The organism is Tritonibacter litoralis (assembly GCF_009496005.1).
Classification (GTDB): Bacteria; Pseudomonadota; Alphaproteobacteria; order Rhodobacterales; family Rhodobacteraceae; genus Epibacterium; species Epibacterium litoralis.
In genome coordinates this window covers 186418-203354 of sequence record NZ_WIBF01000009.1, presented here as the reverse complement: position 1 = coordinate 203354, position 16937 = coordinate 186418, and the positions used below count along the sequence as shown (strand labels likewise).

Annotated in this window: 17 protein-coding genes; 13 read left to right on the top strand and 4 right to left on the bottom strand. The window is 58.3% G+C overall.

The annotated features are described in order from the left end of the window. The first annotated feature begins 140 nt into the window (after positions 1 to 140). The 10 genes from GFB49_RS14750 to queF all read left to right on the top strand — a co-directional run bounded on the left by GFB49_RS14750 (position 141) and on the right by queF (position 9333). Positions 141 to 821, top strand: coding sequence for an adenylate kinase (locus GFB49_RS14750; protein ID WP_153216697.1), 681 nt, complete (start codon positions 141 to 143; stop codon positions 819 to 821). A 162-nt stretch (positions 822 to 983) separates the two neighbouring features. After that, a complete protein-coding gene (locus GFB49_RS14745; RefSeq protein ID WP_153216686.1) occupies positions 984 to 1268 on the top strand; it encodes a DUF4212 domain-containing protein in 285 nt (94 codons plus the stop codon). A gap of 5 nt (positions 1269 to 1273) precedes the next feature. Continuing rightward, positions 1274 to 3061, top strand: coding sequence for a sodium:solute symporter family protein (locus GFB49_RS14740; RefSeq protein ID WP_153216685.1), 1788 nt, complete (start codon positions 1274 to 1276; stop codon positions 3059 to 3061). A gap of 105 nt (positions 3062 to 3166) precedes the next feature. Continuing rightward, positions 3167 to 4990 carry a DUF294 nucleotidyltransferase-like domain-containing protein gene (locus GFB49_RS14735; RefSeq protein WP_153216684.1) on the top strand — a complete coding sequence of 608 codons (1824 nt, stop codon included), beginning with the start codon at positions 3167 to 3169 and terminating at the stop codon, positions 4988 to 4990. A gap of 37 nt (positions 4991 to 5027) precedes the next feature. Then, on the top strand, positions 5028 to 5558 hold the full coding sequence (locus GFB49_RS14730; RefSeq protein ID WP_153216683.1) for a hypothetical protein: 531 nt from the start codon (positions 5028 to 5030) through the stop codon (positions 5556 to 5558). Next, the gene (locus GFB49_RS14725; protein WP_153216682.1) at positions 5548 to 6963 is read left to right on the top strand and encodes a 3'-5' exonuclease; all 1416 of its coding nucleotides are present in this window, start codon (positions 5548 to 5550) and stop codon (positions 6961 to 6963) included. The genes GFB49_RS14730 and GFB49_RS14725 overlap by 11 nt, the downstream gene beginning before the upstream one ends. Before the next feature lie 137 nt (positions 6964 to 7100). Further along, positions 7101 to 7799 (top strand): 7-cyano-7-deazaguanine synthase QueC, encoded by a 699-nt coding sequence (gene queC, locus GFB49_RS14720; RefSeq protein WP_153216681.1) that lies wholly within the window; start codon positions 7101 to 7103, stop codon positions 7797 to 7799. Beyond that, on the top strand, positions 7799 to 8149 hold the full coding sequence (locus tag GFB49_RS14715) for a 6-pyruvoyl trahydropterin synthase family protein (RefSeq protein WP_153216680.1): 351 nt from the start codon (positions 7799 to 7801) through the stop codon (positions 8147 to 8149). Before queC ends, GFB49_RS14715 begins: the two co-directional genes overlap by 1 nt. Further along, positions 8146 to 8853, top strand: coding sequence for a 7-carboxy-7-deazaguanine synthase QueE (gene queE / locus GFB49_RS14710; RefSeq protein WP_153216679.1), 708 nt, complete (start codon positions 8146 to 8148; stop codon positions 8851 to 8853). Before GFB49_RS14715 ends, queE begins: the two co-directional genes overlap by 4 nt. A gap of 15 nt (positions 8854 to 8868) precedes the next feature. Further along, positions 8869 to 9333, top strand: coding sequence for a preQ(1) synthase (queF, locus tag GFB49_RS14705; protein ID WP_153216678.1), 465 nt, complete (start codon positions 8869 to 8871; stop codon positions 9331 to 9333). Between the two features lie 15 nt (positions 9334 to 9348). Here the strand turns inward: queF and GFB49_RS14700 are convergent, their stop codons facing one another. The 3 genes from GFB49_RS14700 to GFB49_RS14690 form a co-directional block, all read right to left on the bottom strand. Next, positions 9349 to 9765 carry a response regulator gene (locus GFB49_RS14700; protein WP_194269363.1) on the bottom strand — a complete coding sequence of 139 codons (417 nt, stop codon included), beginning with the start codon at positions 9763 to 9765 and terminating at the stop codon, positions 9349 to 9351. A gap of 202 nt (positions 9766 to 9967) precedes the next feature. Continuing rightward, positions 9968 to 11269, bottom strand: coding sequence for an NAD(P)/FAD-dependent oxidoreductase (locus tag GFB49_RS14695; protein WP_343032590.1), 1302 nt, complete (start codon positions 11267 to 11269; stop codon positions 9968 to 9970). A gap of 124 nt (positions 11270 to 11393) precedes the next feature. Then, the gene (locus GFB49_RS14690; protein WP_214644966.1) at positions 11394 to 12515 is read right to left on the bottom strand and encodes a zinc ABC transporter substrate-binding protein; all 1122 of its coding nucleotides are present in this window, start codon (positions 12513 to 12515) and stop codon (positions 11394 to 11396) included. Positions 12516 to 12609: 94 nt separating this feature from the next. Between GFB49_RS14690 and GFB49_RS14685 the strand changes: the two genes are divergently transcribed. The 3 genes from GFB49_RS14685 to GFB49_RS14675 are packed head-to-tail and all read left to right on the top strand — an operon-like array spanning position 12610 to position 14647. After that, positions 12610 to 13092, top strand: coding sequence for a Fur family transcriptional regulator (locus GFB49_RS14685; RefSeq protein ID WP_153216674.1), 483 nt, complete (start codon positions 12610 to 12612; stop codon positions 13090 to 13092). Next, the gene (locus GFB49_RS14680; RefSeq protein WP_153216673.1) at positions 13089 to 13823 is read left to right on the top strand and encodes an ATP-binding cassette domain-containing protein; all 735 of its coding nucleotides are present in this window, start codon (positions 13089 to 13091) and stop codon (positions 13821 to 13823) included. The genes GFB49_RS14685 and GFB49_RS14680 overlap by 4 nt, the downstream gene beginning before the upstream one ends. Then, positions 13820 to 14647: a metal ABC transporter permease gene (locus tag GFB49_RS14675; RefSeq protein WP_153216672.1), complete on the top strand. Its 828-nt coding sequence runs from the start codon at positions 13820 to 13822 to the stop codon at positions 14645 to 14647. Before GFB49_RS14680 ends, GFB49_RS14675 begins: the two co-directional genes overlap by 4 nt. Positions 14648 to 14655: 8 nt before the next feature. Here GFB49_RS14675 and GFB49_RS14670 read toward each other — a convergent pair whose 3' ends face one another. After that, positions 14656 to 16935: a response regulator gene (locus GFB49_RS14670; protein WP_153216671.1), complete on the bottom strand. Its 2280-nt coding sequence runs from the start codon at positions 16933 to 16935 to the stop codon at positions 14656 to 14658. Positions 16936 to 16937: the final 2 nt, after the last annotated feature.

Here is a 16937-nt window from a genome sequence, read left to right as displayed (position 1 = left end):
AAAATCATGCGCCGCATCTTGCGCAAAATTGCAGAAAACGACTTCGGAGCCTTGGGCGACACCTCAACCCTCGCCGACCCCTCCGTCGTCGACGACCTCATCGCCAACCGCAGCAAGACGTAACGAGGAGAGATGTTATGATGGACGGTGATGTCCTTACACGCCCCGCCGTATTGATCCTGCTGGGCCCTCCGGGTGCTGGTAAGGGGACGCAAGCCCGGCGTTTGGAAGAGAAATTTGGCCTGGTGCAGCTCAGCACCGGGGATCTGCTGCGCGCCGCTGTTGCGGCCGGAACCGAGGCCGGCCAAGCGGCCAAAGCGGTTATGGAAGCGGGTGGTCTGGTCTCGGATGAGATCGTGATCAATATCCTGCGGGACCGCCTGGCCGAAGATGATTGCCAGCAGGGCGTAATCTTGGATGGCTTCCCGCGCACCACGGTTCAGGCCGCCGCGCTGGATGAGCTGTTGGATGAAACCGGTCAACGTATCAATGCCGCCATCAGCCTGGAGGTGGATGATGCGGCGATGGTGGAACGGATTTCCGGGCGCTACACATGTGGCTCCTGCGGTGAAGGTTATCACGACAACTTCAAACAGCCCAAAGTTCAAGGCACCTGTGACAATTGCGGCAGCACCGAGATGAAGCGGCGCGCCGATGACAAGGCCGAGACCGTTGCAAGCCGTCTGGAGGCCTATCACGCACAGACAGCACCTTTGGTAAAATACTATCAAACCAAAGGGGTGCTGGCATCGATCGACGCTATGGGCGCGATCGATGAGATCACCACCGCATTGGGTGACATTGTTTCAGACGCGTTGTGAGTATCTGGTTCGGCGGGTGTTTCCGCCGGACCAACGCCCCAATTTTTCCTGAGTTCGTAGGACCAGGGGCATCGTGCGGTCACAAAGAACCGCACACCAAGGGAGCGGGCGCTTCGGGGAGGACAATCGAAACGCCCATGTATGGAGGAAAGGAGAGCCGCTATGACGGATCAATCCACAACCGGGTCGGCGACCAGCGAGTCTGACAAGACTTACTGGCAAGCCAACCTGCGCATTATCTATGTCAGCCTCGTGATCTGGGCGCTGGTATCTTTTGGCTTTGGCATTCTGCTGCGCCCGCTTCTGGCGGGTATTTCCGTTGGAGGCTCTGACCTGGGCTTCTGGTTCGCGCAACAAGGGTCCATTCTGGTCTTTCTGGCCCTGATTTTCTTTTACGCCTGGCGCATGAACTCGCTGGATCGTGAACACGGCGTGGAAGAGGAGTAATCACGATGGATCAGTTTGTTATCAACCTGCTGTTTGTGGGCGCATCCTTTGCGCTTTACATCGGCATCGCGATCTGGGCCCGCGCGGGTTCCACATCTGAATTCTACGCTGCGGGTCGCGGCGTTCACCCGGTCACCAACGGTATGGCGACAGCAGCGGACTGGATGTCTGCGGCCTCGTTCATTTCGATGGCGGGCCTGATTGCCTTTACCGGCTATGACAACTCGACCTTCCTGATGGGGTGGACCGGTGGTTATGTTCTGCTGGCCCTGCTGCTTGCGCCTTATCTGCGCAAATTTGGCAAATTCACCGTGTCAGAGTTCATCGGCGACCGTTTCTACAGCCCGACTGCGCGTGTTGTTGCGGTGATCTGTCTGATCGTTGCCTCGACCACCTATGTGATTGGTCAGATGACCGGTGTGGGTGTGGCCTTCGGTCGCTTCCTGGAAGTCAGCAACACCGCAGGTCTGCTGATCGGTGCCTGTGTGGTCTTTGCCTATGCGGTATTTGGCGGCATGAAAGGTGTGACATACACCCAAGTTGCGCAATACTGCGTTCTGATCATGGCTTACACCATTCCGGCGATCTTCATCTCGCTGCAGTTGACCGGCACCCCGATCCCGGCGCTGGGTCTGTTTGGGGAACACGCCGCATCAGGTGAGCCACTGCTGGCAAAACTGGACGCGATTGTGACCGAGCTGGGCTTTAACGAATACACCGCCCACCACTCTGACACCTTCAACATGGTTCTGTTCACCCTGTCGCTGATGATTGGTACCGCCGGTCTGCCGCACGTTATCATGCGCTTCTTTACCGTTCCGCGTGTTGCGGATGCGCGTTGGTCTGCAGGCTGGACCCTAGTGTTCATCGCTCTGCTTTATCTGACGGCTCCGGCTGTGGGTGCGATGGCGCGTCTGAACATCACTGAAATGATGTGGCCCAATGGTGGCATCGATGGTGGTGCTGTGACCGTTCAGCAGATCGAAGAAGATCCGCAGTACGACTGGATGTCCACATGGCAGAAAACCGGCCTGTTGGCATGGGAAGACAAAAACGGCGACGGTGCGATCCAGTACTATAACGACAAGAGCGCCGATATGGCTGCTGTGGCCGAAGCAAACGGCTGGGCCGGCAACGAGCTGACCAAGTTCAACCGCGACATTCTGGTTCTGGCCAATCCTGAAATTGCCAACCTGCCCAGCTGGGTGATCGGTCTGGTGGCTGCAGGTGGTCTGGCGGCCGCGCTGTCCACGGCGGCGGGTCTGTTGCTTGCGATCTCATCGGCGGTGAGCCACGACCTGATCAAAGGGTCGATCAATCCGGGTATCTCGGAAAAAGGCGAACTGCTGTCAGCCCGTATTGCAATGGCTGTTGCGATTGCGGTTGCAACTTACTTGGGTCTGAACCCACCGGGCTTTGCGGCGCAAACCGTGGCCCTGGCGTTTGGTCTCGCGGCGGCCTCGATCTTCCCGGCGCTGATGATGGGGATCTTCTCGACCCGCATCAACAACACCGGCGCGGTTGCAGGTATGATTGCAGGTCTGACCGTAACCCTGCTTTACATCTTCTTGCACAAGGGTTGGTTCTTCATCCCTGGCACCGCCAGCTTCTCGGATGCAGATCCGCTGCTGGGCACCATCAAATCCACTTCCTTTGGTGCAATTGGTGCGGCGGTGAACTTTGGTGTGGCCTTCGTTGTTGCAGGTATGACCAAAGAGACCCCGCAAGAGATCAAGGAACTGGTCGAAAGCGTTCGCGTCCCACGTGGCGCAGGTGCTGCACAGGACCACTAAGACCACGGGGCTGGGCGGGAAACCTCCTGCCCGGCCTTGGCAAAACCGGTCCTGTTCGGCATCCTCGCCGGACAGGGCCTTTTTCATTTCTTTATGGTGTGTCCCATGGCGTTGAACACAGAGCAGATCACCCGGTTCCTGAAATCCGTGCACCCCTATGACGCGCTGGAACCCGACGCGCTGACCCTTTTGGCCCAGCAATTTAAAGCCCGGCGTTATCAGGCAGGCGACTGGATCTATCGCTATGACACACCGGCTCCCGGCCTGTTTTTAATCCACGAAGGCGGGGTTGAGGTCACCGACAGCAATGGCGCTGTGGTCTCGCATCTGGGGCTCAGGAATTCCTTTGGCGAACGCGGGCTCTTGCGCGATGGTATCACCGTCACCAATGCCCGCGCCGAAGAAGACAGTTTGATCCTGATGCTCTCCCCCCAGGATTTTGAAGCGTTTCGCAGTCAAAGCGCGGCCGCGCGCAAATTCTTTGACCGCTCGCGCATGGAAAAGACGACCAATCAAACCCTGGCCAACAGCCGCGTACAAGATCTGATGGCCGTTGAGCCAAAAATCTGCGCCCCGGAGGACAGCGTACACACCGCCGCACAAATTATGCGAGACCACCGGATTTCTTCCCTATGCGTGGGCAGCGGACGCCAGCTTCTTGGCATTCTCACAACCAAGGACATGACCAACAAAGTGGTCGCCGAAGGACTGTCGCCGGAAACACCGGTGGGCGCGATTATGGCGCGTGACCCGATGACCCTGCCGCCTACCGCTTTGGGCTCGGATGTGCTGCATCTGATGATCAGCCGCCGCATCGGCCATGTGCCAATTGTCGAAAATGACGTGTTAGTGGGGATGATCACCCAGACCGACCTGACCCGGTTTCAGGCCGTCACCTCCGCTGAACTGCTGCATCACATCGCCGAGGCCGACAGCGCAGACCAGATGTCCGAGGTCACCGCCCGTATCCCGGCCCTATTGGTGCATCTGGTCGGGACGGGCAACCGGCACGAGGTGGTGACCCGCCTGATCACCGATGTGGCCGATGCCGTGACCCTGCGCCTGCTGGAACTGGCCGAGGCGCAATTTGGCCCCGCTCCGGTGCCTTATCTGTGGCTGGCCTGCGGATCGCAGGGACGGCGCGAACAGACCGGCGTCAGTGATCAGGACAACTGCTTGATCCTGCATGATGATGTGGCCGAGGGCGACATGCCCTATTTCCGCACCCTCGCAAAATTTGTCAGCGACGGTCTCAACACCTGCGGTTACGTCTATTGCCCCGGTGATATGATGGCCACCAATCCGCGCTGGTGTCAGCCGCTGAAGGTCTGGAACGAATATTTCAACACCTGGATCAACAAGCCCGATCCCGAAGCCCAGATGCTGGCCTCGGTCATGTTTGACCTGCGCGCCATCGCCGGGGATCGCAGCCTGTTCACTGATCTGCAGGAACGCACGTTGGAAGAGGCGCAGAAAAACTCGATCTTTGTGGCGCATATGGTGTCCAATTCGTTGAAACATATGCCACCGCTTGGCCTGTTGCGGGGGTTGGCCACCATTCGCTCGGGCGAGCACAAGAACCAGTTGGATCTGAAACACAACGGCGTGGTGCCGGTGGTGGATCTGGCGCGGATCTATGCGCTGCAGGGCGAGTTGACATCCGTCAACACACGCGCCCGCCTGGAAGAGGCGGCGCATGCCGGGGGGCTCTCTTCTTCGGGGGCGCATGATCTCCTGGACGCTTATGACATGATCGCCGAAACCCGGCTGCAACATCAGGCCACCTTGATCAAACAAGGCAAAGCGCCGGACAATTATTTGCTGCCCGCTGAACTGTCGGATTTGGAGCGCAGTCATCTGCGGGATGCATTTGTGGTTGTCAAAACCATGCAATCCGCTGTGGGTCAGGGACGCGGCACTTTAAGTTAATACGGGCCGCCACCGCGCTGCCCTTGGGAGGAAGACTATGTTTTTGGAACTGCTTGCAACGATCCTGGCTGGTGTTGGCGGGGCGGGTGTCATGATGCTGGTGAACAAGATCACCGGCAGCCGCCTGCCCCGATGGTTCACACCAGTGGCCGCGGGACTTGCGATGATCGGGGTCACGATCTCAAACGAATACAGCTGGTATTCCCGCACCGCAGGCAGCCTGCCCGAAGGGATGGTCGTGGCGGAAACCGTCGAAAACAAGGCCTTCTTTCGCCCCTGGACATTGGCGTTTCCCTATGTGGATCGTTTTGTGGCGGTGGATACGCCCAATCTGCGCACCCACGAAGGCCATCCGGGGCTGGTGCTCGGAGATCTCTATTTCTATGGTCGCTGGTCCAGCATTCACAAATTGCCGGTTCTGGCCGATTGCCCGGGTTCGCGGCGCGCTGCGCTGGCGGATGGGATCGAATTTCACGCCGATGGTCGCGTGACCGGCGCGGATTGGGTGGCCTCGACGGCGGATGATGCGGTTTTGACAACCATATGCGGAGGGGACCATGCGACGTGATCTCAGCCTGCGCACACGGGTTTTACTGTTCTTTGCGCTGATTGCGCTGTCCAGCCTGGCCGCTCTGGGTGGGGGGCTTTGGCTCGGCCTCACACATGCGGCAACCGGCGATCTGGTGGGCGGGTTCCTGTCGGCTGGTCTGGTGGCGGGCATTGGCATTTTGGGCATCACCGCAGGCGTTTGGCTGTTGTTTGACGAAAACGTCGCCAAACCGATCGAGCGCCTGTCGGCTGAGATGCGCAGCCGTGCCCATGCCGGTGTGGCCTCCGCAATTGAAACAGACCACGCCAAATATCTGGGCGATCTGGCCCCCGCCGCGCGCGCCATCAGCGGCCAGCTTTCGCATGGCAGCACCAAGGCGGCCCGCGCCGTGGCGGATGCGACCCAACATCTGGCCGCAGAACGCGCCCAGCTGACGGCATTGCTGACCGATATTCCAATGGCCATCATGCTGGTGAACCCGGCCCATCAGATCACCCTTTATGATGGTCAGGCCGCAGATGTTCTGGCGCAGATCCATGTGCCCCGGCTCAATGCGTCGATCTTTGATTACTTTGACCAAGGCGACATTCTGGCGGGTTACAAAGAGCTGCGCGGCAAACGCACCCTGGTTGAAGTGACCTTGCAGGCAGATGGCGGTAATCTGGAGGTCGACGCCCGGATGATCGCGCTCAGCCATGGGCAGGGGTACATGTTGATCCTTGATGACGCCCATCTGTCCGCCACGTCAGATGACACAAGGCCGCTGATCTTTGACTTCTCTCTGACCGGCACCCAGACCTCTCCGAAACCGCTGAAAGATCGCGCGCTGACGGAGCTGGATTTTGTGGTGTTTGATACCGAAACCACCGGGCTGATGCCGCACAAGGACGACATTGTACAGCTGGGTGCCGTGCGCGTCGTCAACGGCCGCATTGTCGCGGGCGAAGAGATGAACACGCTGGTCAACCCCGGTCGCGCTATTCCCGCCTCTTCTACCAAAGTGCACGGGATCGCAGATAAGATGGTCGCCGACGCCCCTGATCCCATGACCGTAACGCAGAAGTTTCATCGCTATGCCACCGGTGCGGTGATTGTGGCCCATAACGCGCCTTTTGATATGGCCTTTATGCGCCGCTATGGCAACGCCAGCCAATTGGAGTGGACACAGCCGATCCTGGACACCGTGTTGCTGTCTGCGATTCTGTTTGGAGCCAGCGCCCCCCATACGCTGGATGCCTTATGTGACAGGCTGGATGTGACCATTCCGGCAGCCCTGCGCCACACAGCTTTGGGTGATGCCCATGCCACCGCCGAGGTCCTGTGCCGGATGCTGCCCATGCTGAATTCCCGCGGGCTCACCACATTTGACCGAATTCTTTGCGAGACACGCAAACATGGCAAACTGTTGGAAGACCTGAATTAACCCCGCCCATATTCCGTTTCCTAAATTTATTTGAGACAGTTTCGCATCATTCAGACTTGATCTTTGGGGTGATCTTGCGCAAAAGCCCCGCGAACACCGGTCGCAGCCTACCCGGTCATCAAAACAAGGGTTACATGATGAAAACTATTGTTGTCTGCTCTGGCGGGATGGACTCCGTTGCGCTGGCCCATGTGGTCGCCCAAGAGCATGAACTAACGCGCCTGGTCTCGTTTGACTATGGCCAACGTCACCGCAAAGAACTGGACTATGCCGCCCGCGCCGCCACTCGGCTGGGGGTGCCCCATGACGTGATTGATATGCGTGGCATCGGTGCCGCGCTGACGGGATCGGCGCTGACGGATGATATCGGCGTCCCCGATGGCCATTATGCCGAAGAGACGATGAAGGTCACCGTGGTCCCCAACCGCAATGCAATTATGCTGACCATTGCCTTTGGGATTGCCGCCGCCAATGGCGATGACGCAGTGGCCACCGCCGTGCATGGCGGGGATCACTTTATCTATCCTGACTGCCGCCCAGCCTTTACCGAGGCGTTTAATACCATGCAGGCGGCCGCATTGGATGGCTATGCAAATGTCCAGCTGTTCACACCGTTTGTGCATAAATCAAAGGCCGACATCGCCACGGCTGGTACGGCTGTGAACACCCCCTTTGCCGAGACCTGGTCCTGTTACAAGGGCGGAACCCATCATTGCGGGCGCTGCGGGACCTGTGTTGAACGGCGCGAGGCGTTTCATCTGGCAGGTCTGCCAGACCCCACCGCGTATGAAGACCCGGACTTCTGGCGCACGGCCACCGATCAGGAGGCCGTGTAATGTATCGCATCGCCAAGGAATTCCAATTCTCCGCCTCTCACAATCTGACAACGCTGGAAGACGGCCACCCGTGCAAACGCGTGCACGGGCACAACTATGTTGTCACCGTGGAACTGTCAGCAGCCGAACTGAACGAACACGGTTTCGTACGCGAATACCGCGATCTTGACCTACTGAAAAACTATATCGACGAATGTTTTGACCATCGTCACCTGAACGATGTGCTCGCCAAGCCCACGTCCGAGGTTTTGGCCAAGCATTTCTTTGACTGGTGCAAGGAATACTGGCCCGAGATTTGTGCCGTACGGATCGCAGAAACACCCAAGATCTGGGCGGAATACCGACCATGATCCTGCGTATAGCCGAGATTTTCGGACCCACGATTCAGGGCGAAGGCGCCTTGATCGGGGAGCCAACCGTTTTCATTCGCGCCGGTGGCTGCGATTTTCGGTGCAGCTGGTGCGACAGCCTGCATGCGGTCGACAGCGCCTATCGCCACACTTGGACGCCGATGTCACCGGATGCCATCTGGGAGGAGGTCCTGCGCCTGTCGGGTGGCAAGCCGCTGACGGTGTCAATCAGCGGGGGCAACCCCGCGATCCAGGATTTTGCACCGGTCATCGAACGCGGCAAGGCTGACGGCTACCGTTTTGCAGTTGAGACGCAAGGCTCCATTGCAAAACCCTGGTTTGCAGATCTTGATACGCTGGTTCTGTCGCCCAAGCCGCCATCCAGCGGTGAAACCCATGACTGGGCGGCCTTTGAAACCTGTCTGGAAACCGCGGGTGTCGGGCCCGAGACCGTGTTGAAAATCGTGATCTTTGACGATGCGGATTACGCCTGGGCGCAACAGGTTGCGGCCAGCTATCCGGACATGCCGCTGTTTTTGCAGCCCGGCAATCCAGCCTCGGATCCGGATCAGGCCAGCCCGGTGGCCGAGAACATCGCCCGCCTGTTGTGGCTGGTCGAAAAAGCCACATCTGACCACTGGTTCACCCCGCGCATCCTACCGCAGCTGCATGTTCTTCTGTGGGGCAACAAACGGGGCGTCTGACCCCAAGGAGCTGATATGACTGACGATATTTACAGCAATCTGCAACAACTGGGCGGCGCAACCGTGATGCCCGCCTCCCCCGAAGAGGCCGTGTTGGAGCGTGTCCAGAACCCACAAGCCGATGTCATGTATAATGTGCGCTTTACCGCGCCCGAATTCACCTCGCTATGCCCGATGACCGGCCAGCCCGATTTTGCCCATCTGGTGATCGACTATGTGCCGGGAGAATGGCTGGTGGAAAGCAAAGCGCTGAAACTGTTCCTGGGCGCTTTTCGCAACCACGGAGCCTTCCACGAAGATTGCACCGTTTCCATTGGGCGACGCCTGGTGGAGTTTCTGGACCCCAAATGGCTGCGTATTGGCGGCTATTGGTATCCGCGTGGCGGCATTCCAATTGATGTCTTCTGGCAGACCGGTGACATGCCCCAAGGGGTCTGGATCCCGGATCAGGGCGTGCCCCCCTATCGCGGGCGCGGCTAAGCTCCGGCCCGGCTATTAGCTGTTGACCGCAGCGGGTGGGACGTAACGATCCATCAACGACAACAGCTCAGCCGGGGTGACGGGTTTGTGCAGGAAGGCGTCCACCCGTGCCCGCGACGCAGTGGTGTCATTTGGGAAAAAATGGTCTTCGGTGACGCCGACAATAGGAATATCGCGCACCTCAGCCTGATCATCGGCGCGGATGGAGTTTACAGTGTCATCCGTGCCTTTGCCGCACAGTTGAAGGTTTAGGATGATTAGTGCAAACTGGCGGGGATGCTGGCGCAGCCAGATCAGCCCCTCGCGGCAGGAACGCGCAGTTTCAACTTTGATATCCAGTGCCCGCGCGATTTCGCGCATCATAAACCGCACGGCTGCGTCTTCCTCGATCAAGAGGATCGTTGCGGAACGTGGAACTAGCGAACTTGGCATGGTCATGCCCTCACGAACGAACCTAGCGTGCGCCATCGACTCATGTGAACCGAACACGTGATCTGTTTGATGGCGGCGCACTCATTAAAAACAAGCTTGGCCAAAACATATTCAACTATACATAGATTATTGCGTCAAATAAACACCTTTAGAGAGATTTAACGCAATCTCAGCGAGAAGACGTAACACTACGTAGTTCGGGCTATATACGATCTCTGAGCGCGTACCACAGCATCGCCGCCACCAAAAGCGGGCTGCGCAGCCGCGGCCCACCGGGAAACGAAGCCATTGGAATCTTGGCAAAAATATCAAAACGTTCGGCCTGACCTGCCACCAATTCAGCCGCGATTTGCCCCGCCAACGTGGCCATTGCAACCCCGTGCCCCGAAAAGCCAGAGAGGCTCATGATATTGCCGGACAGACGTTCGAAATGGGGCATGCGATTCATGGTGATGCCCAAGGTTCCACCCCAGGCATAGTCAATCTCGACCTCGGAGAGCTGCGGGAAGATCTCGCGCATCGGGCGGCGCACCGCACGGGCGATGTCCTGTGGAAAGCGATAGCCATAGCTTTCGGTGCCGCCAAACAACAGCCGGTGGTCGTCTGAAAACCGGAAGTAATTCACCACAAACTTACTGTCTGCCACCGCAAGGTTGTTGCGTATGACCGCCTCTTGCGCCACCGGATCCAGCGGGCGCGTGGCCACAACGTAATTGTTGATCGGCATCACCTTCGCCGCAACCTTGGGGGCCAGATCGCCAAGATATCCATTGCAGCCCAGCACCACATGCTGCGCATCCACCTGCCCGCCTGCCGTCATGACCTGAACACGGGCGCCATCGGTCATCGCGGTGACCTTGCTTTGTTCAAGGATCCGCACCCCGGCATCACGGGCCATACGCGCCAGACCAAAGGCAAAGGCCAGCGGGTGAATATGTCCCGCGCCCATATCCAACGTGCCGCCGTAATAGACGGGCGAATTGACCAGCTGCCGCATTTCCTCCTGATCCACAAACCGGATCTGGTCATAGCCGTATTCGCTGTTCAACTTCTCCGCATAGGCCTGGCTGTGGCGCACATACCGCGGGCGGTGGTCTGCATGAATGATACCGGGGTGAAACGTCGCCTCCACACGCGGGTCCGCAGACAGATCCCGCACCAGATCCACCGATTGATTGGCCAGTTTCCACAGCGCGCGGGCATGATCCAGGCCCAGCATAGTCTCCAGCTCATCCTGTTCGACCCGCTGTCCCTGCCCCACCTGGCCGCCATTGCGCCCGGATGCGCCAAAGCCAACCCGCTGCGCATCCAACAGAACAACATCATAGCCCGCCTTGGCCAAATGGAGCGCAGTAGACAGCCCCATAAAGCCACCACCCACGACGCAGACGTCACAGCGTTCAGACCCGGCCAGCGGCGCAAAGGGCTCCAGCGGGCGCGCAGTCGCGGCGTAATAGGAATTGGGATAGGTTCCGATCGCATCATTGGCTGTCAGCAGATCCACAGGCCGTCTCCTTGTGTTAGCGGGCGACAAGATGGGTGTGCCAGAAAGATGCAAAGCGATCCAGAAATATTTGATCAAATCGTGCGGCGCGCGTTTCTGACGCGCCGCACGAAAGGGTCGTTACTTATTTACAAGCAGCCAAAGACGCGCCCAAATCCTGTAACAAGTTCGGGTAAAACGCTGCCCCCAACGCGATCTCAAAACCAAGCGGGTCCATAACCAGCTCTTTGATGTCGCCTGCTTCGGCTACCGAATGCACCAGGCTCTGGTTGTACTGCGGTTCTGAGAACACGCAGACCACGCCCAGCTCGCGCACGGTTTCGTGGATCTCAGCCAGGCGCGCCGCGCTTGGTCTGGCTGCGTCACCCAGCGAAATGGCACCAGCTGCCGCCAGATCAAAGGAATGTTCGAAATACTGATAGGCATCGTGGAAGACCACAAATGGGGTCTCTGCCACCAGGGCCAGATCGGGGCGCAGGCTTGCGACAACGGCGTCGATCTCAGCCTGCCCGGCTGCGGCGTTTGCCGCATAGGTGGCTGCGTTCTCCGGATCCAGCTCTGACAGTTCTTCGGCAATCGCGCTCAGCCACGCTTTGCCATTTTCAGGAGCTAGCCAGGCATGCGGGTCCAATCCGTCATGGTCGTGATCATCTTGACCATGGTCATCGTGGGCATGCTCTTCATGATCATCGCGGCCGTGCTCTTCATGGGCATGATCGTCGTGATCATCGTGGCCATGGTCATCATGGGCGTGATCGTCGTGATCATCGTGGCCGTGGTCGTCATGTGCGTGATCGTCGTGATCATCATGACCATGGTCGTCATGGGCATGCTCTTCATGATCTTCGTGGCCATGTTCATCATGATCGCCGTGATCATGCGCTTCAAAGGTTGCGCCAGTGCGGAAATCGTGATGGACGGTGCCTTTGGCCTCCAGCAGCTCGATCACATGCGCGTCACCGCCCAGTTCTTCGATCGGGCCTTCCAGCCAAGGCGTCAGCTCGTGACCCACCCAGAACACCAGGTTGGCCTGATCAAGCGCGCGCGCTTCTGACGGGCGCATGCTGTACCCATGAGGAGAGCTGCCCGGACGCACCAGCAGCGAAGGTTCCCCAACACCTGCCATAACCCGCGAGACAAGCCCGTGCACAGGGGCGATATCCGTCACCACATTTGGGACATCTGCTGATGCCAGACCTGTTGTCGACAGCAGCATTGCAATTGCTGCGCTGGAAGACCGTTTCATTTCACGCTCCATGTAATGATATAACGTTGCCTGGGTTGTTATAGAGCATGTGATAACATATCAAGATCGAAGCGCTGCGTCTTGGGAGGCTCTGATGGGGTCTATCAGTTTTGAAATTCACGACCATTCTGTATGTACAGACAAAACCATGCAGGAGGTGGATGCGTATTGCGAGACGCACAAGCTGCAGTTTACGCCCATCCGGCGCAAGGTTCTGACGATTATGCTCGAAGAGCATCGCGCCTGGGGCGCGTATGAAATCCTGGATCGGTTGCGCAGCGAAGGGCAAAGCGCCCAGCCCCCCGTGGCCTATCGGGCTTTGGAATTTCTGGTAAAGCATCGGTTCGCACATAAGATTGAACGGCTGAACGCCTTTATTGCCTGCACCCATCCGGGGCAGCATCACGCACCCGCCTTCTTGATCTGCCGCAGCTGCGAAAAAGTCGCAGAGGCGCATACGGAACCGTCTTCTGGCGAATTGGGTGCAGCGGCAGAGGCCATTGGATTTCACATTGAGCGCACCGTGATCGAAGCCGTAGGCCTGTGCGCCACATGCCGGGATGCCACGACACAATGACCCTTGTCTCTTTGACCGGTGTCAGCCTGAAATATGGCGGGCGCACGGTTCTGTCGAACGTCGACTTTGCCATAAAACAGGGTGAGATCGTCACCGTGGTCGGTCCCAACGGGTCGGGCAAGTCTTCCTTGCTGCGCAATGTAATCGGCGCGGTGAAACCCTCGGTCGGGACGGTGACCCGTATGGCGGGCTTGCGCATCGGTTACGTGCCGCAAAAACTGCATATTGATCCCACACTGCCCCTGACCGTGCGCCGTTTCCTGAGCCTGCCGGTGCGGGTCTCGGACAGCGTGGCCCACGCGGCATTGGAACAGGCCGGTGTGGCCGCTTTGGCCGACCGACAAATGACCAACCTGTCGGGTGGTCAGTTCCAGCGGGTGCTGCTGGCGCGCGCCCTGCTGTGCAAACCGCATCTGTTGATCCTGGATGAGGCGACCCAGGGGCTGGACCAACCGGGATCCGCCGCCTTTTACCGGCAAATCGAACAGGTCCGTCAAGAGATGGGCTGCGCGGTTTTGATGGTCAGCCACGAGCTGCATGTGGTCATGGCCGCCTCGGACCGGGTGATCTGTCTGAACGGCCATATCTGTTGTGAAGGTACGCCAGAACTCGTCGCCTCGGCCCCCGAGTACCGGGCGTTGTTTGGCACGGGCACCCAAGGCGCACTGGCGCTTTATCGCCACGAACACACCCACAGCCACGACCACCTGGACGAAGGACCTGCGGCATGACCCTATTGGATGATTTCCTGATCCGCGCGGCCCTGGCGGGCATTGGTCTGGCCCTTGCCGCCGCGCCTTTGGGCTGTTTCGTGGTCTGGCGACGGATGGCCTATTTTGGCGATGCCACCGCCCATGCCTCGATCCTGGGCGTGGCTTTGGCGCTGGCCTTTGACGTATCCGTCTTTGGTGGTGTTCTGGTCACCGCATTGGCGATGGCCACCACGGTTTCGACCCTGTCAGGGCGTGGCTATGCGATGGATACGTTGTTGGGAGTCCTTGCGCACACGGCCCTGGCGCTTGGGCTGGTTGCGGTGTCGTTCCTGCATTGGGTGCGCATTGATCTGATGTCCTATCTCTTTGGCGACATTCTGGCCGTTGGCCATATGGATCTGGCGGTGATCTGGTCGGGCGCTACCGCGACGCTGGCCCTGTTGGTCTGGCGGTGGTCCGCGTTGTTGACGTCAACTTTGAACCCCGATCTGGCCCATGCCGCAGGCATCGACCCCCGGCGCGAGCAGTTGATCCTAACGCTGGCATTGGCCGTTGTAGTGGCCGTTGCGATCAAGGTTGTGGGGGTTTTGCTCATTGCCGCTATGCTGATTGTGCCCGCCGCCACCGCGCGCGCCTTTGCCAATACGCCGGAACGGATGGCCTTGATCGCGGCGGCCGTTGGCGTGCTCTCGGTCATTGTCGGGCTGCGGGTGTCCTTTGTCGGCGACACCCCAACAGGGCCAACCATTGTGACGGTTGCAGCCGGTTGTTTTATGGTGGCAAGCCTGATCCGCGGCCTGTTTGACCACCGTCACTTAAGGTCCCACAAAGAAGACAGCTGAAGTGCCTGTCAGGTTCCGGTCTGCTGCACCGGCTGCCTCGGCTTGGCCCATTTGGCACAGCAATCGATCAGCGCCTGTTTGCTGATCGGCTTGCTCAGGAAATCATTCATCCCCACCGCCAGGCATTTGTCCTGATGCGACTGCAGCGCATTGGCGGTCAAGGCGATAATTGGCGTTTCACTGGACAACCCCGCTTCCCCTTCAGCAGTGCGGATCTCCATCGTGGCCTGAAGACCATCCATCACCGGCATCATCATATCCATCAGGACGATATCAGGGCGGTTGCGTTTGAACATGTCGACCGCTTCCAAACCGTTGGCCGCAATCTCCAGATCGATAGGCGCGTTTTTCAACATGCGGCTGACCACCAGCTGGTTGGTGCGGTTGTCCTCGGCCATCAAGACACGCAAACGCTCGGCCAGCATTGGTTCTTGGATGATGGGCGGCGACGGCACGTCCTGTTGTGGGTCACAGCTCAGCAGCATGGTGCTGATCACCCGTTGCAGTTGAGCGGAGCGCACGGGTTTCATGCTTACTTTACAAGGGGTTAGCGCTTCAACCTCTTCCTTATCAAGCGGCTGCTCCACCGAGGATAGAACAATGATTGGCAGATCGCGAAAATCCGGTTGGGCCCGAATTTGGCGCGCCAGTTCACCACCATCCATGACCGGCATCTGGAAATCTTGTAAAACCAGGTCAAAAAATCCTGGCCCGCGTTGTTTGAGAATGTTCAGCGCATCCACCGCGCAATTGGCAGACACGCTGGCCATACCCCAGGTTTGCAAACGTTCCGACAGGATGATCCGGTTGACCTCCAGATCGTCCACAATCAGCGCACGCAACCCTTTCATATCCATTGAGTTAAACGCCTCGGGAGGCGCTTCATCGCTGCTGTCCAGCGGTAGTGTCAGGTTAAAGGTACTGCCTTTGCCAACTACCGAGGTCACATCGATCCGCCCCCCCATCAGTTTCAGCAGTCGTTCTGAAATCGCAAGGCCCAGCCCGGTGCCTTCGAAATTCCGGGTGGCTGCCCCATCCACCTGTTCAAAGGCGCTAAAGATTGTATCCAGCTTTTCAGGCGGAATGCCGATACCGGTATCACAGACCTCGATATCAAGCACGTGGCGATCGTGGCGCTGTTCTCCGGTGACATTGATGCACACATAACCGCGCGGCGTGAACTTTACCGCATTCCCGGCGATGTTGGTGACAATCTGGCGAATGCGTCCCACATCCCCGACAAAGACCTCTGGCAAGGAAGGATCATAGCGAAGAACAATCTCGATCCCTTTTTCATTGGCAGTGGGCGACAGCAGTGTGACCACATCCTCAAGCGAGGTGAGCAGGTTCAACGGTGCCCGGTCCAGCTCCATTTTGCCGGCTTCGATCTTGGAGAAGTTCAGAATGTCGTTGATGATCGTCAATAGCGCCGCGCCGGATTTTGAAATGGTCTCGGCATACATGCGCTGATCTTCATCCAGATCGGTTTCCAGGATCAGCTCTGCCATGCCAATCACACCATTCATGGGCGTGCGGATCTCGTGGCTCATATTGGCGAGGAATTCGGATTTGGCGTGGTTGGCGATATCTGCGTTTTCCCGCGCCTGTTCCAACGCAAACTCACGCTCATCCCGCTCATCAAACGTGTCTTCCAGAACACCAACCGAGTAGTTCAGCGCCCAAAACTCGCGCGAGGCATACCACGGCAGGATCCGACGCTGGCGACGCATGCCCGAAATTGCATCCGACATCCGTTGATGGATCAACCCCAATGGCCGCAGCGCCAACAAATGCACCAGCCCCCAGACCAGCAGCGACAGCCCCACAACCGAAAGACCAGTCCACATAATGGTCTGCTGCACGCGCTCTTGCACCAAAGCGGTGCCTTCGCTGGTGGACCATTTTACAACCATTTCGCCAAAGGCGAAATTATCCAGCTCAATCGGGCGTTCATACAAAACAAACGTGCCCTCATCGGCGACTTTTTGTGAGGACGCCTGAGCGATCACCTCATTGTTGGTATTGAGGATTTTGATCGACAGAAGTTTTGGATTGCGGGCAATCGCCTCAACCAGACCAGTCTGCAGCACGGGAACGTCTTCGATGATGATGGATTCCAACATCAGCCCGCTCAACAAGGAGACGGTCAGCGCCGCTTGTTCTTCCAGCTGTTTGTTCAGCCGCTGCGCCTCGCTGGTCTGGGCGGCAAACCCAACCACATAGGCAACGAGCACGGCCGCCAACGACAGTGACAAGACGATCTGTGAGAGGATTCCCGTGCGTTTCATGG

Excerpts from the sequence above, each read along its gene's own strand:
- GFB49_RS14680 (WP_153216673.1), top strand. The coding sequence starts at position 13,089 with ATGACCCTTGTCTCTTTGACCGGTGTCAGCCTGAAATATGGCGGGCGC.
- GFB49_RS14745 (WP_153216686.1), top strand. The coding sequence starts at position 984 with ATGACGGATCAATCCACAACCGGGTCGGCGACCAGCGAGTCTGACAAG.
- queF (WP_153216678.1), top strand. The coding sequence starts at position 8,869 with ATGACTGACGATATTTACAGCAATCTGCAACAACTGGGCGGCGCAACC.
- GFB49_RS14750 (WP_153216697.1), top strand. The coding sequence starts at position 141 with ATGGACGGTGATGTCCTTACACGCCCCGCCGTATTGATCCTGCTGGGC.
- GFB49_RS14730 (WP_153216683.1), top strand. The coding sequence starts at position 5,028 with ATGTTTTTGGAACTGCTTGCAACGATCCTGGCTGGTGTTGGCGGGGCG.
- queE (WP_153216679.1), top strand. The coding sequence starts at position 8,146 with ATGATCCTGCGTATAGCCGAGATTTTCGGACCCACGATTCAGGGCGAA.
- GFB49_RS14685 (WP_153216674.1), top strand. The coding sequence starts at position 12,610 with ATGGGGTCTATCAGTTTTGAAATTCACGACCATTCTGTATGTACAGAC.
- GFB49_RS14725 (WP_153216682.1), top strand. The coding sequence starts at position 5,548 with ATGCGACGTGATCTCAGCCTGCGCACACGGGTTTTACTGTTCTTTGCG.
- GFB49_RS14700 (WP_194269363.1), bottom strand. The coding sequence starts at position 9,765 with ATGCCAAGTTCGCTAGTTCCACGTTCCGCAACGATCCTCTTGATCGAG.
- GFB49_RS14675 (WP_153216672.1), top strand. The coding sequence starts at position 13,820 with ATGACCCTATTGGATGATTTCCTGATCCGCGCGGCCCTGGCGGGCATT.
- GFB49_RS14670 (WP_153216671.1), bottom strand. The coding sequence starts at position 16,935 with ATGAAACGCACGGGAATCCTCTCACAGATCGTCTTGTCACTGTCGTTG.
- queC (WP_153216681.1), top strand. The coding sequence starts at position 7,101 with ATGAAAACTATTGTTGTCTGCTCTGGCGGGATGGACTCCGTTGCGCTG.
- GFB49_RS14740 (WP_153216685.1), top strand. The coding sequence starts at position 1,274 with ATGGATCAGTTTGTTATCAACCTGCTGTTTGTGGGCGCATCCTTTGCG.
- GFB49_RS14735 (WP_153216684.1), top strand. The coding sequence starts at position 3,167 with ATGGCGTTGAACACAGAGCAGATCACCCGGTTCCTGAAATCCGTGCAC.
- GFB49_RS14690 (WP_214644966.1), bottom strand. The coding sequence starts at position 12,515 with ATGAAACGGTCTTCCAGCGCAGCAATTGCAATGCTGCTGTCGACAACA.
- GFB49_RS14715 (WP_153216680.1), top strand. The coding sequence starts at position 7,799 with ATGTATCGCATCGCCAAGGAATTCCAATTCTCCGCCTCTCACAATCTG.